The organism is Parasedimentitalea nitratireducens, from assembly GCF_057444295.1.
The window spans coordinates 75,755-90,477 of the sequence record NZ_JBYAXC010000007.1 but is presented as its reverse complement, the minus strand read 5'-3'; the positions used below and the strand labels follow the sequence as shown (position 1 = coordinate 90,477).

11 protein-coding genes are annotated in these 14,723 nt (G+C 56.8%); 3 read left to right on the top strand and 8 right to left on the bottom strand.

Annotated elements, in window-relative coordinates:
* Positions 1-131 precede the first annotated feature (131 nt).
* Positions 132-1,004 carry a MurR/RpiR family transcriptional regulator gene (locus AC2T28_RS18325; RefSeq protein WP_486750093.1) on the top strand — a complete coding sequence of 291 codons (873 nt, stop codon included), beginning with the start codon at positions 132-134 and terminating at the stop codon, positions 1,002-1,004.
* A 7-nt stretch (positions 1,005-1,011) separates the two neighbouring features.
* Here the strand turns inward: AC2T28_RS18325 and AC2T28_RS18320 are convergent, their stop codons facing one another.
* Both AC2T28_RS18320 and AC2T28_RS18315 read right to left on the bottom strand, forming a co-directional pair.
* Entirely contained in the window at positions 1,012-1,338 is a 327-nt protein-coding gene (locus AC2T28_RS18320) for an arsenate reductase family protein (RefSeq protein WP_486750092.1), read from the bottom strand.
* Between the two features lie 66 nt (positions 1,339-1,404).
* On the bottom strand, positions 1,405-2,298 hold the full coding sequence (locus AC2T28_RS18315) for a LysR substrate-binding domain-containing protein (RefSeq protein WP_486750091.1): 894 nt from the start codon (positions 2,296-2,298) through the stop codon (positions 1,405-1,407).
* A 99-nt stretch (positions 2,299-2,397) separates the two neighbouring features.
* On the opposite strand from AC2T28_RS18315, the gene AC2T28_RS18310 reads away from it, so the two are divergent.
* Both AC2T28_RS18310 and AC2T28_RS18305 read left to right on the top strand, forming a co-directional pair.
* On the top strand, positions 2,398-4,002 hold the full coding sequence (locus tag AC2T28_RS18310) for a GMC family oxidoreductase (RefSeq protein ID WP_486750090.1): 1,605 nt from the start codon (positions 2,398-2,400) through the stop codon (positions 4,000-4,002).
* Between the two features lie 2 nt (positions 4,003-4,004).
* Positions 4,005-5,105 carry a mandelate racemase/muconate lactonizing enzyme family protein gene (locus AC2T28_RS18305; RefSeq protein ID WP_486750089.1) on the top strand — a complete coding sequence of 367 codons (1,101 nt, stop codon included), beginning with the start codon at positions 4,005-4,007 and terminating at the stop codon, positions 5,103-5,105.
* A 499-nt stretch (positions 5,106-5,604) separates the two neighbouring features.
* Here the strand turns inward: AC2T28_RS18305 and AC2T28_RS18300 are convergent, their stop codons facing one another.
* The 6 genes from AC2T28_RS18300 to AC2T28_RS18275 form a co-directional block, all read right to left on the bottom strand.
* Complete coding sequence (locus AC2T28_RS18300; RefSeq protein ID WP_486750088.1) at positions 5,605-6,666, bottom strand: ABC transporter ATP-binding protein; 1,062 nt, start codon at positions 6,664-6,666, stop codon at positions 5,605-5,607.
* A 46-nt stretch (positions 6,667-6,712) separates the two neighbouring features.
* The gene (locus AC2T28_RS18295) at positions 6,713-8,452 is read right to left on the bottom strand and encodes an ABC transporter permease (RefSeq protein WP_486750087.1); all 1,740 of its coding nucleotides are present in this window, start codon (positions 8,450-8,452) and stop codon (positions 6,713-6,715) included.
* 114 nt (positions 8,453-8,566) lie between these two features.
* On the bottom strand, positions 8,567-9,898 hold the full coding sequence (locus AC2T28_RS18290) for an ABC transporter substrate-binding protein (protein ID WP_486750086.1): 1,332 nt from the start codon (positions 9,896-9,898) through the stop codon (positions 8,567-8,569).
* 163 nt (positions 9,899-10,061) lie between these two features.
* Entirely contained in the window at positions 10,062-11,321 is a 1,260-nt protein-coding gene (locus tag AC2T28_RS18285) for a sigma-54-dependent transcriptional regulator (RefSeq protein WP_486750085.1), read from the bottom strand.
* Positions 11,318-13,324: an ATP-binding protein gene (locus tag AC2T28_RS18280; protein WP_486750084.1), complete on the bottom strand. Its 2,007-nt coding sequence runs from the start codon at positions 13,322-13,324 to the stop codon at positions 11,318-11,320. Before AC2T28_RS18280 ends, AC2T28_RS18285 begins: the two co-directional genes overlap by 4 nt.
* On the bottom strand, positions 13,321-14,637 hold the full coding sequence (locus tag AC2T28_RS18275) for an ABC transporter substrate-binding protein (RefSeq protein WP_486750083.1): 1,317 nt from the start codon (positions 14,635-14,637) through the stop codon (positions 13,321-13,323). The genes AC2T28_RS18280 and AC2T28_RS18275 overlap by 4 nt, the downstream gene beginning before the upstream one ends.
* Positions 14,638-14,723 lie beyond the last annotated feature (86 nt).

The window sequence follows — 14,723 nt, the reverse complement described above, 5'->3', positions numbered from 1 at the left end:
TGGAAAAATCTTTTCATGAACTTTGAATTGTGTCAATATAATTTCAGAAGACAATTTGCTCGCAAGGGTGAAGGTCTTCTCTTTGCGATACATGTGCTCTAAAAAGCGGCATTCAGCATGGGACCAGTACATTGACCGAACCAACTGCCACAGTGCGTGATTTGCTGCGCGAACATTACTCAACGCTGACCCAGTCCGAGCGTAAGTTCGCGACATCATTGCTAGAAAACTATCCCGCAGCTGGTTTGGCCTCGATCACTATTGTGGCCGCAAACGCAGATGTGTCGACACCGACCGTGGCCCGGATGGTACAAAAACTGGGTTTCAAGGGTTACCCGCAATTCCATCAAGCGTTGTTGAAAGAGCTTGAAGCAACTGTTTCAGGGCCCACGCAAAGACGCGACAAATGGACCACCGAAGCGCCCGAAGGTCATATGCTGAATAGATTTGCACAAGCAGTGACAGACAATTTGGGGCAGACATTTTCCAACATTGATGCCACGCAATTTGACGCTGCGGTCCGCCAATTGGCCAATACCGAGGGTCGCCTGTACGTGGTGGGGGGGCGGATCACGCGTGCCCTGGCCGACTATGCCTTTACTCACTTTCAGGCGATCCGGCAGCGGGTCACACATATGACCTCGTCCTCGGCCACCTGGCCGCACTATGTGCTGGATATGGTCGAAGGCGACACGCTGCTGATGTTCGATGTGCGCCGTTATGAAACCAACTTGCAACGGCTGGCCGAACTGGCGGCTGAACGCGGGGTCAAGGTTGTTCTGATCACTGACCAATGGGCCAGCCCCATCGCGCCTGTGGCGGAATACAGTTTCAACTGTTGGGTCGAAATCCCTTCGGCGTGGGATTCCAACATCTCAACCATGATGCTGCTTGAGGCGATGATCGCCGCGACACAAGAAGAAAGCTGGTCCGAGACCCGCGACCGCTATGAACGGCTGGATGAGTTGTTCGACATGACCCGGCTATTCCGCAAGTTCTCGTGATACTTGCTTAGGAAAGCAGGGCTTTCTGAATGTCGTCGTCCCAGCCCAGATAATAGCTGTCGCCATTCTGGATCACCGGACGGGCCATCACCTTGGGCTTGGCGGCGATCTGATCTTCGGCCTCTGAATGCTTCAACCAATCACTTAGCCCACGCCAATCATTGGTGGTGCGATCAACCAAACGATCGCCAAATTCAACGATAAGCGTTGCAAGCTCCGCTTCACTCAGCGGCTCAGCCCGGACATCGCGAAACGTGACCTCCACGCCCTCCGCTTCCAGCGTCTTGCGGGCCCTTTGGCAGGTTGAGCAGGTGCTTAGTCCATAGATCAGCATGGTGAGGTCTCCGATTTCATTTCCGGTCTTGTGTCGAGTATTAAAGGGGCTAGCGCAAGCGATATGCTAGGCACCACTATTCAATTCGTTTTTGATCCAGTCGCAGAACACCAAGGCCTCAGCCGACAGATTTTTGCGCGGGCCCGAGTAGACAAGATAATGGCTGTTCTGGGTATCCATCGCGATATCGCAGGACTGCACCAATTGCCCCCTGTCCAAATAGGGTTGGGCAAAGCTTCGCAGGACCAGACAGTGCCCCAATCCTTGCATCGCAAGCTCTAGAGCGGAAACGGATTGATCAACCTGCAACCCCAGGTCACGGGGGCCTATTTTGATCCCGTGCTGGAGGAAATAGTTCTCCCAGGTGTCGACCACACCAATAACGTCGATGCGCGGCGCAGTGGCAATCTGTTCAAGCGGGTTCTCAACGCTCTCTAGAGTCAGGTCCGGGTGGCATACGGGGATGATCGGTTCGTTGAGCAACAGTTCGGCTGTGCCGTCCTGCCAGCTCCCATCGCCAAATCGAATATCCAGATCCAGCATTTCGTCCTCCAGCGTTTCGGACCACGAGGCCGAGGTCATCTGCAGGTCAATATCCGGGTGCTGCACGCGAAACTCTTTCCAGCGGGACACCATGATCAAATGGCCAAAACTGTTGAGGCAGCGAAACCGCACCGGGCGGCGTTCGCGACTGCCAAAGACACTGACGGTAGAAACTGACAGATCGGAAAAGGCCCGGCTGACGGCGGGCAGATAGGTATGCCCCAGTCTGGTCAGCTGCAGAGACCGGTGGCCGCGCTCGAACAACGGATAGCCAAGGTGCTGTTCCAGGGAACGCACCTGGTAGCTGACGGCGGCAGGGGTGATCAGCAACTCGCGCGAGGCATTAGTGAAACTGCCCAACCGGGCAGAGGCCTCGAACGCGCGGAGCCAGATGAGAGGGGGCATTTGATAGGTCATGTCCAATTGCTACAAATATTTTGCAGGTTGCGGCAAATGATTTTTAGTTTTGTCTGTGGCCTGTCCTCACCCATACCCACACGGAAGACGGGGAGAGATATGACCAAGTTTGACTATATCATTGTCGGAGCAGGCTCGGCGGGCTGTGTGCTGGCCGACAAGTTGAGCCGCGATCCGCGCAACAAGGTTTTGTTGCTAGAGGCTGGCGGCAGTGACAAATCCCCTTGGGTCTCGCTGCCGCTGGGCTATGGCAAGCTGTTCAATGATCCACGGCGGAATTGGAAATTCACCGCAGCACCGGAAAAGGCATTGAATAACCGCGTAGCCTATTGGCCACGTGGGAAATTGGTTGGTGGGTCAGGTTCCATCAATGCGCTGGTTTATTGTCGTGGGCTGCCGGGAGATTTTGACGATTGGCAAGCAGCTGGTGCGACGGGGTGGGGCTGGGATAAAGTTCAACGTCACTATGCGGCGATTGAAACCAAAGTTACGTCTGCCGGAACAAAGATCGGCAATGGACCGATCCACATTCAGGATTCATCGAAACAGATTCACCCAGTTAACCGACACTATTTTGCAGCGATGGATGACCTAAACCTGCCCGTAACCAAGGATTGCAATGGTTCCGCGCCAGAGGGGGCGACTGCATATGGGATCAATACCATTGGTGGCCGAAGGTGTTCATCGGCCTATGGGTTTCTGAAACCAGCGTTGCGGCGCAAGAATTTGCAACTCAGGACCAACACGCCGGTTCGGCGGATCATCATCACAGATGGGCAAGCAACCGGAGTTGAAACCGGCAGCGGTGATATTTTTGAGGCCCAGGGCGAGGTTATCTTGAGCGCCGGAGCAGTTCAATCGCCGCAAATCCTGCAGCTGTCAGGGATTGGGCCGGGTGAGGTTTTGCAACGACATGGTATCCCAGTGCTGGTGGACAATCCCAATGTCGGTGGCAATCTTCAGGATCATCTGGGTATCAACTACTATTTCAAAGCCACTGAACCCACTCTGAACAATGTGCTGCGCCCTTGGTATGGCAAACTGGCCGTTGGCATGCAGTATGCGTTGACCCGCAAGGGGCCATTGTCGCTGAGCGTCAATCAATGTGGAGGATTTTTTCGAAGCTCAGCAGACCTGCAGCGCCCTGATCTGCAGTTGTATTTCAATCCGGTGTCTTACAAAACGCAAGTGAGCGGCAAGCGGAGAACGGTTCACCCAGATCCGTTCCCCGGCTTTATCATCGGGCCACAGCCGTCCCGACCAACCAGCCGGGGGCGGATTGATATTCAGAGTGTAGCCCCCAGCGCTGCGCCATTGATCCAGCCGAATTCATTGAACACGGACAAGGATCAGCAGGACGTGATCGCTGCAGGGCGGTTCTGCCAGCGGCTTGTCAAAACTGCGTCGATGCAACGGTTGATCGAGGCACCGGTGGATGTGGATTTGATGGCCATGAACCACGAGAACATTCTGGAAGACTTCCGCGAGCGTTGCGGCACCGTGTTCCACCCTACCTCGACCTGTCGCATGGGGCCGGGTGCAGACACTGCGGTTCTGGATGAAAATCTGCGGGTTTATGGGGTTGATGGCCTGCGGGTTGTCGATGCCTCGGCCTTTCCTAACATTACATCCGGTAACACCAATGCCCCCACCATGATGCTGGCGCATCGGGGGGCAGATCTTATTTTACAATCAGGACGCTGAGCATGAAAATTACCAAGCTGGAAAGTTTTGCCAATGAATTTGTCGGCTTTATCCGGGTCACGGCCGAGGATGGCAGCACCGGTTGGGGGCAGGTGTCGACCTATCATTCCGACATCACGGTGCAGGTGTTTCACCGGCAGGTCGCGCCCTGGGTGCTGGGGCGCGATATGTCGGAACTGGAAGTCCTGACCGTTGAGGTGACTGAGCGTGAGCACAAGTTTCCGGGCTCTTACCTGCGTCGTGCCTTGGCAGGTTTAGACACCGCCATTTGGGACTGGCGGGGCAAGCAAGCGGGGAAGCCGGTTGCAGAACTTCTGGGCGGTTCGGCTGGACCAGTGCGCGCTTATGCCTCGTCAATGCGGCGGGATATCAGCGCGAGGGACGAGGCGGACCGACTGTTGGCCCTGCGAGACCGGGACGGGTTTGATGCCTTTAAATTCCGGGTGGGGGCTGAATGTGGACATGACATCGATGAATGGCCCGGTCGGACCGAAGAGATTGTGCCAACCGTGCGCAAGGTACTGGGTGAGGATGTCTCGCTGTTGGTCGACGGCAACTCGGGCTTTACCGCGCCGCGCGCCATCGAAGTGGGCAAGATGTTGCAGGACAATGGGGTCGAGCATTTCGAGGAGCCCTGTCCCTATTGGCTGATGGAAGAGACCAAGAAGGTGACAGAGGCGTTGGAGCTGGATGTGACGGGGGGCGAGCAGGACTGCGATTTTCAGCACTGGAGACGGATGATCGACATACGGGCGGTGGATATTATCCAGCCGGATATCCTGTACATGGGGGGTATGCACCGCACGATGCAGGTGGCTGAAATGGGGCAGGCGGCGGGGCTGCCCTGTACGCCACATTGCGCCAACCTGTCGATGGTGACGCTGTTCACCATGCACCTGCTGCGGGCGATCCCAAATGCGGGCAAGTATCTGGAGTTCTCAATCGAGGGCGCGGATTACTATCCGTGGCAGCAGGATCTGTTTGTTTGGGATCCCTATGAGATCAAGGATGGTCAGGCGATGGTGACGGAGGCTCCGGGCTGGGGTGTTGAAGTGAATCCAGAGTGGTTGGCTCGCTCGATCTATCAGGTGAGTGAGATTTAGAGTTTACGTCCTGTGTTCGTTTTTCAGGGCCGCTTGCGGCCCGGGAATGCGCCAGCCCGCCCCACGGCGGGCGCATTCTGCACCCACCCGGGCAGCCGCATTCCTTAATGGGGGGGTAAGCCAAGCAATATTCTTGGCCCGGTTGGGGCACTTCCCAACCGGTTTGGAGATCCTGCGTTCAATGTATAACCGTTAGTTCAGTCAGTTCTTTGTTACATGTGGCGACGTCGCCAAAAGCGGAGTTGGTCGGGAACTTTATCCCCCGAGCGTAAATGCATTCCAATAGCGCCCCTTTCACAAGGGGGCCCAGTACCTGTGCCGGGCTTGTCAGGCCGGGCGGTGATCATGATCGGGGGTAATGTGTCAGGGATTTCAGAATATCCCGTAACCTGACCGTACGGTGGGTGCGCAACACCCCTAGAGCAGATCGAATATCGGCAACAAAAAAGGCTGAGCCAGATCGCTCTGGCTCAGCTCAGTTTGGCGTGATCGGGGATCACTAGTCAGCGATTACCACCGCTGTTTGTGCATTGACTTGCAGGGCTACGTCGCCACCGATTTCCTGCCAGTCCGCGCCTACGGCGTGGCTTTGGTCGACGATGATTTCAGACCCGGCGGCCTCGACGATGTAACGGATTTGACTACCGAGGAATTCGCGGTGCAGCACCTTGCCCTTGATAGTGTCGTCATCACCCTTGGCTGAAATAGTGATGTTCTGCGGGCGCAGCACAATCGAGCCTGAGGTCACACTGGTGTCGCCCACGGGCAGAACGTCGCCAGTGCTGGTCAGGAACCGCATCTGGTCGCCTGACTTTTCAACCTTGCCGTTCAGCACGTTTGCGGTGCCAAGGAAGTTGGCCACAAACAGGTTTTCCGGGTTGTCATACAGCACCTGAGGTGAGCCCACCTGCTGGATCACACCGCCGTCCAGAACCGCCATGCGATCGGATGTGGTGTTGGCCTCTTCCTGATCGTGGGTCACAAAAATGGTGGTCAGACCAAGCTTGCGCTGCAGCGATAACAACTCGCGCCGCATCTGCACCCGAAGGTTGGCATCCAGGTTCGACAGCGGTTCATCCAGCAGCAAAACCTGCGGTTCCACAACCACGGTCCGTGCCAGAGCGATCCGTTGTTGTTGACCACCGGACAGCTGGTTTGGCATCCGGTCTGCCAGATGGCTGAGACCCACCAGATCCAGCGCTGCATCCACCCGTGGGCCGATCTCGGCGCGGGGCATTTTGCGCTCGCGCAGACCAAAGGCCACGTTGTCACGCACGCTTAGGTGAGGCCACAGCGCGTAGCTTTGGAACACCATGCCGACGTTGCGCTTCCACGGTGGCAGATCGACGATGTCCTTGCCGCCGATCTTGATGGCACCGCTGGGGCGTGGACCAAAGCCCGCGATGGCCCGCAGCAGGGTGGATTTGCCAGACCCCGAAGGGCCGAGGAAGGCAAAGAACTCACCCGGTTCGATTGTCAGGTTTACCCCTGTCAGAACCTCTGTGTCGCCAAAGGAGAGGTGGACGTTCTCAATTTCAATACCGACCATTTGCTGTTTCATGTTCGATCTCCTGCCCGCATGGGGGTCTTTTTGAATGATGTGAACATCACTGTTCTTGTCCGCTCATGCGGTATTTCTTGTCGCGCTCGACGACCATTTGCGAAAGGAAGGTGCCCAGTCCGACGATCAACACCGCAACCAGACCCAGGGCGGCCCCTGCACCACGACCCGAAGGCGTCTGCATGAAGAGGTAGATGCCATAAGCAAGTGGCGCGTCACTGTCCGAGGAGACCAGCATGATGGTGGCCGAGAGCTCCACCGCTGCGGTGGCAAAGCTGGTGACAAAGCCAGCCAGAATGCCGCCGGTCATCAGTGGGATCACGATCTTCTTGACGGTTCGGGCCTTGCTTGCTCCGAGGTTTTCAGCCGCTTCCTCAAGCGAGACGCTGACCTGCTGCAGGGCAGCGGTACAGGCACGCAGGGCATATGGAAGGCGACGGATCATCAGGGCCAGAGCAATGATCACCCACCAGCTGGCCATAGGCTCGCCACTGAATGGCACTTCCATACCGTGGAACAGGCGCAGATAGCCGATACCCAGCACAACACCTGGAACAGCCAGCGCAGCGGTTGCCAGATAGTCCAGCGCCTTGCGGCCAAAGATCTTGGTGCGCAGCACGATATAGGCGATGGCGGTGCCGATGATGATGTCAGCTACAGCGGCCAGACCAGCGTAGATCACGGTATTGGTGATATATTCACCGGACGAGTTCCACATGGTGACAAAGTTCTGCATCGTGTAGCCATCCGGCAGCGGTGCATAAGACCAGATTGTCGCAAAGGACAGCAGGGTCAGCCCGATGTGGGGTGACAGCACCGCCAGCAGGATCAGCGCAACAACACCGTAAGCCATGACTTTCTCGTGGGTGCGCAGGTCACGCTTGCTGAGACCGCCGCCACCTTTTTGTGTGGTGGAGTAGTCCTTGCCGCGCATGAACAGGAACGAAGCCCAGAGCGAGAAGATTGAGAACATCACCAGGATGAACGAAATCACATAGCCCATTGGGTCACTGATGCCGATCGACGAGATCCGCAAGAAAGCCTGGGGTGCCAGCATGTTGTTGACGTTCAACAGCAGCGGGGTGCCCAGATCGTCAAACACCTTGATGAAGACCAGCGCCGCACCAGCGATATAGCCGGGCATGGCCAGCGGGAACACAACCCGGCGGAACAGGCGCATGCCGTAGGAGCCGAGGTTCTGTGCGGCTTCTTCCATTGACCGATCAATGTTGCGCAGCGAGGTGGACAGGTTGATCAGAATGAACGGGAAGTAGTGGATACTTTGCACCAGGATCACACCGTTCAGACCGTCCATGAAGGGGATCGAAACGCCGAACTTTTCTTTCAAAAGCAGGTTGATGGTGCCGTTGCGGCCAAAGATCAGCTGCATGGCAACCGCGCCGACAAAGGGTGGCATGATCAGTGGGATGAACCCCAGCGACTGGATGACCATCGACCCGGCAAAGTTAAAGCGGGTGGTGATATAGGCCAAGGGCAGGGCGATGATGGTGGCCACAACCACGGACATGGCCGAGACGTAGAAGGAGTTCCAGAAGCTTTCCCGGAACAGCGAGGAGCCAAAGAAATCCTGGAAGTTGTTGAGCGTGAGTGCCCCGGTATTTGGGTCCAGAAACGCGACATAGATAACCAGCAGAACTGGGATGATGAGCAGGCCGATCAGGAGCATGGCGATCAGCGCGGCGACCATGCCCAATCCGCTGAGGCGCGGAAATAAGGCCGAGGGTAATTTGTCGGCTAAAGAGCCGGGGCGAGAAGTGTCGGACATTGGGGTTCTTCCGTTGTCAAAACTGACGAAATCGAGGTCCCTGCAAGCTGGGGGAGAGGCCGCTTGCAGGGATTTGAGTTGGCACGGGCCGCAGGGGCCCGCGCCGGGTGCGCCTTACATAGCGGCGGCTTTTTCAGCGAGTTCCTGAGCACGGCGGTAGTTTTCTACAACCATGGTATCCCAGCCCTGCTCAACCTGAGCCTGACGTTCACCTACAGTGTCAGTCGCTTTCTTGCGCTTCTTGGTGAAGGTCGCGGCAAACTCAGCGTCCAAGCTTTTGGCTTCGTCGATTGGGTTGGCTTCGATCAAGGCACGGGCTTCGGCAATCAGAGCTTTGGCTTCGGCGTTGTCACCGTCGGCGTGCTTAGCTTCGGCCAGCTGTACGGCACGTACGGCGGAACGAAGATCATCCAAGCGGTAGGTGATCATTACGTCGAACATCGAGTTGACGAGGTTGTAACGCGCCTTGGATTTGAACACGTCAAATTCAACTGCGGCACCAATGGTCGAGCCTTCGGCGAACGGGTTTGGGAAGCCTTCTGGAGCAGCTTCATATGTCGCCGGGTTAACAGGCAGACGCATGATGGCTGGGTCCAGCAGAACCTCTTGGCCCGCTGGGGTCAGCAGGTATTCGATGAATGCGCGTGCGCCGTCACCGTTTGGAGCTTCGTTGACTACTGCGATGTTGGCCGGAACCAGAGCAGTCACTGTTGGGTAAGCAAAATCAACCGGGAAGCCCGACGCCTTGGACGAGAAGCCAAAGAAGTCGATCACGATGCCCAGACCAAAGTTACCGGTGTTGACGCCATCAGGCACACCAAAGCTACGCTCGGTGACGGTGGCAAAGTTACCAGCGATCCATTTCCATTCAGCCCAGCCTTTGTCCCAGCCTTCGCCCTGTAGCAGGGTTTCAACAGTCAGGTGCGTGGTGCCCGAACGCGATGGCGCAGACATGCCAACGTGGCCGTGGTATTCAGGGTTCTTCAGCTCGGACCACTCTTTGGCGGGCTCAAGATCGTTGCCTTTCAGGTAACGCTCGTTCCACATGATGCCGTAACCAGCAGCTGCAAAACCGATGTATTTTCCGTCCGGATCGTTGATCGGGTAAGAACCGATTGTGTCAGGAATACCGGTCGAGGTGACACTGGCAGTTGCAAGGAGATTGTCGCCCTTCAGAACCTCAAAAGCATCAGGGGCAGAGGCCCAGAAAACGTCGGCGGTGTTGGCGCCGGCAAGTTCTTGGATGTATTTCACACCAGCCGATGTCTTTTTGTTCAGGATCTCAAGATCGACGCCTGGATTTGCGGCTTCAAAAGCAGCCTCAATCGGGCCGGTCATGGAGTTCGGGAACGAGGTGATCACCACCACTTTTTCCGCAGCCATGGCCATGGATGATGTGGTTGCAAGAAGTGCAGCAGCAACTGTGCCACGTACAAAAGATTTCATTGTATTCCTCCCAGAATGAACTCCGGCAGGCGAAAGAACACCTCCGGATAGGCTAAAAGAGGCCGACGGGTGGTGTTTTGTCAAATAATTGAAGTAATTGAATTTTTTTGAAAAAATGGGTCAATTTTGACACGCGAATTGGGTCGGTATTGACCCGATACTACTAATCCAGTCCCAGTGTCTTGAGCCGCAGGTACAGGCGTTTTCTGGGGATGCCCAACGACTCGGCTGCCTGGCCTTTGCGCCCGCCTGCTTGCATCAGCGCATGCCGGAGCAGGGCCTTTTCAAACCGGGCCATCGCGTCGTCATAGCTTTCATCCTTACCAAATGGGGCCTTGGCATCAGACGTTCCAGCCGTCAGCGAAAGCGGCAGGCCGATGACCATTTTTTCGGCAACATTACGCAGCTCGCGGACGTTGCCGGGCCAGGTGTGGACGCGCAGCGGGTTGAGCATCTCTTGGGTGATTTCTGGCAGCTTGAGCTGGTGGCGCGCGGCGGCGTCGCGAATGAAGAACTCGAGCAGTACAAACAGGTCATTCTCGCGCTCGGTCAGGGGCGGCAGAATGATCTGGGCAACATTGATGCGGTAATACAGATCCGCCCGCAGGCGACCTTCGGCGATCAGTTGGGCAGGATCACTTTTCAGTGCGGCGATGATACGCGGGCCATGGCTGTCGCGGCTCTCGATCAGGGCCAAAAGACGCAGTTGCAGCGGTTCGGGCAGCGCCTCCAGCTCGTCCAGGAACAGGGTGCCGCCGTCAGTGGCTGTTAGTTTGGTCTCGATTGCGTCGTGCCAGTTGTCATCCGACAGCATGCCGCAATTGACGGTTTGAAACGGGGTGTCGTCCTGCGGGGACAGATCGTGGATGCTTTGCGCGGTGAGTTCTTTGCCGGTGCCGGTTTCACCCAGCAGCAGGATATCAATCTTGAGCGGGGCAACGGCCAGGATTTCCTTGCGCAGCGCCTTCATGGCCTTGGACTTGCCAATCAGCCGAGATTTGAGCGTGCCACCATCAGCAACGATGTTTTTCAGGTTCGAGTTTTCGATCTGAAGGCGGCGCATTTCCAGCGCGCGGCGTACCACGTCGACCAGATGGTCGGGGCGGGCCGGTTTTTCCAGAAAGTCAAAGGCCCCGGCCTTCATTGCGTTGGTGGCGGTTTGCACATCACCGTGGCCGGTGATCATGATAAATGGCACTTCTGGGAACTGTTCACGCGCCGCGTGCAGGAACTCCATCCCACCCATGCCCGGCATGCGAATGTCGGACACAACCACACCGGGCCAGTTGGGGTCCAGCTGCTCTAGTGCTGCGCCTGCCGAGGCAAAACCTGCGGCAGGAAGACCGGTATCTTCTAAGGTATCAAGCACCGCTTCACGGAGATCATTGTCGTCGTCAACGATGTAGACTAGCGGCTCGGTCAAGGTTGTGGGTCTCCGGTTGGCAGGGTCAAAATGGCCTGTGTGCCGCCAGTTGGATTGGCTGCCAGCTTCAGGTCTCCGCCCATGCCCTTAACAATGTTGTATGAAATTGACAAACCCAGCCCGAGGCCCTCGCCAACTTCTTTGGAGGTGACAAAGGGGTCAAACGCGGTGCTTGGGTCCATGTCACCAAGACCGCCGCCATCATCACTGACCACCAGAGAGAACATACCGTTCTCGGTTGTGCCCTTGAGGCTGATGGTTCCGGTGTCGCGCTCGGTGGCCTGAATTGCGTCCAGCGCATTGGACAGCAGGTTGACTAAAACCTGTTCAATCAGGATATGATCGCCCTGAATTTTAGCCTGTTTGACGTGGTCAGAGACTTTGAATTCGATGCCGGGTGCATCAATCCGTCCTTTGAGCAACAGGGCACTTTCGCTGACCAAAGCGCCCAGCTCCAAAACGTCCGAGCGATAGGTCGAGCGCCGTGCAAAGCGTTTCAGGTGGGTGATGGTGGCGGCCATACGGTCGGTCAAGCCATCCATGCGTTCGATCTGGCGGCGCACCTTATCATCGTTGCCTTTGTCATAACCTTCTTGCAGCAGGTGAATGCGGTGCTTCATGGCCGCAAGCGGTTGGTTCAACTCGTGGCTGATGCCCGATGACATCTGGCCAAGTGCGGCCAGTTTACCGGCCTGAACCAGATCTTCCTGCGTTTGCTTCAGCGTTTCAACAGCGCGGCGGCGTTCGGCCACTTCAGTGGTGAGCCGGGCATAGGCCGCGTCTCGGGACTGAACTGATTCCTGGAACACGCCAACGGCATGGGCCATTTGCCCGATTTCGTCATCTCCAATGCGGGGGAGGGGACCGGGCGGATCGCCGCGGGCAATGGCCAGCATCGCTGCGGACATTTCGCCCAGGGGGCGAACGATGCCAGGGCGTACGTAGCCAAACAGGGCGACCACGCCAATCAGGCCTGCAAACACGGTAAGCCCAAGCAGCACCTTAATCGCCAGTTCTGACCGCGCGGCGGCCTCTTGGGTCACTGTCAAAACCTGTGCGCGCTGCTCGGCCCCAACGCTGGCAAGTTCGGATTGCAGATCCGCCAGCCTGGTTTGCACCGCACTTAGCAGCTCCAGCAGTTCCACCTGGCTGTCCATCCAATTGCCACGCAGTTCAAACACGCCCCGTTCGCCCTGCGCCATGGGGCCCAGTGCCTGCACTGATTGGCGCAGAGTCAGATACTCGGTTGCGCCGGGCAGGGCCACGGCCATGACATTCAGTCGGGTCATGGAATCCTCGGCCAGGCTCAGAAACAGGCTTAGCTGTGTGGGTTCAACTGCAACCGAGCTTTGGATGATCAGGGTGACCAGGGTGGCGGCTTCGCTGCCGATGTCCTGCACCAGATCGCGGGCTTCCCGCTCGGCCGTGATCCGTTTGGACAGGCTCTCGCGAAACGCCGGGTCAGAGCTTTTGGCCAGATTGTCTGTGGCCACGGCAATGTTGAATGTGAAATCACTGAGCAGTGGATCGACTTCGTCCTGGATGTCGACGTTTAGCCAGCGCAGGTCTCCGATCCGCGCGGTGGTGCGCAGGGCCAGGTCGTGACGTTCCTCCAAAACGGTCAGTACCTTGCCCAACAGCTCGCCCAGGCCACGCCCGATGGGTTGACCGCTGTCTGCACCCGCTCGATTTACCTGATCGGTAATTGCAAGGATGACCTGTTCGAGAGATTTTTGAATTTGCCGATCCTGCTGGCCATCCTGCCGCCCTACGATCGCAGCGGTGATATTGGCCAGTTTGGCCGAATTTTCAGCCAGCTCGCTGGCCAGCGCAAGTCGGGGGATATGCGATCGCGCCAGCGTGGCGTAGTCATCATTCACCTGTTTGAAAAAAAGGATCGCCACCGCCAGCACCGCCCAGACCACTGTGACAATGGCAAGGACCACCACCATAAGGCGGGCCCAGATGCTTGGTATCCAGTTGGTGGACGGTTTAATCGTCATTCGCGCTGGTCCGCCATTTGTTCTAGGCCATTCAACAACACGGTTACGCTTTTCATCGTAGCAGCGGCGTCCGCGTGCCAACGCGCAAGCATGTCTTGCTGCGTGGCCGTGGGTGCAGAGAAGGCGGTGACGCGGGTCGGGACATCGTTTACCCCCTGACTGATTGCATTCGTCTCGGTCACAGGCATGTGCCGAAGCAATTGTTCCACTTCGGGCAGACGGGACAGAATTTCAGTGTCGTCGCTTTGTTGTAGTTCCCGTAGCCGCCGCCAGGCGCTTTGGCGTTCCTCCAGTTGGAAGGTCACAAAGACATCAAACAAGCTGTTCACTGCCCAGTATCTGTCACGCGCAAGCAGCGCATCATACGGTAGCCAGTTCAATTGCAACGCGGATTCGATGTCCCTTGCTGCGGGCCCTGCATCGGCGCGCAATTTGGCATCTATTGGGATGCGACGGATTTCAGGTCGCAGCAGTATTCTCTGGCCTTCTGGTGACAGCACCAACTGGACAAATTTCTTTGCCAGATCCGGTGACTGTCCACCAGATAGGATGCCAATTTGGGCAGGCATCACCATTACAGGTTTCCCGTAGCTAAAGGTCAGCCCATCGTCTGCTTGGGCAAGGGCCAAAAAATCAATGGTGATGCCAATATCAAAGCGCTGTTTTTCGAGCCCGTCGATCACACCAAAACTGCGCGACGTCAGAGTGGACAGATTTCCCGATAGCGCAAGCAAGTAGGCCCAGCCACCTTCCCAGCCACGCACCTGTAGAAAACGCTCGACAAACATATGGGTTGTGCCAGACCGGGAGGGGCGCGTCATCGCAACCTTACCCACATAGTCTGGGCGAAGCAGGTCGTCCCATTCGCTGGGCCGCGGGGCCTTGGAATCCTGCATTTGCGCCCAGCCAATTGACGACAGCGCAAATGGATAAAAGGCCGCGTTGCCGCGCGGTGTAGGCTGCCAATCAGTGGTGCTGTCGTCGGCCAGAAAGGCGTTATGGGCATTAATAACGGCAAAGGCTTCTGCCGAGGAGACCCAGAAAATATCAAACCCCCGCGGGTTCCCACGCACGATTTCTTCGACCCCGGCATTGGTGTTCTTGTTTAACACATTGACCGAAACATCAGGGTGCTGTTCCTCAAAAGCCTGGGCATAAGGTTCGAACAGGGCTGCCGGCATCGAGGTCAAAATGCGGAGCTCTTGTGCCATTGCAAATCTGGGCAGCAAAACGCATGCAGCGAGCAGGCAAAAAACAGCACCGACATGGCTGCGCTGAAGACCATTGCGGGTTAAGCGCAAAATCTTTTTCATGATGGCCTCCCAGTTGTTCGATGAAGCAATACCACGGCTGAAGAGGAAGGTATCGCCTCGCCCGAATATTCTCGTGAAATTCAGAT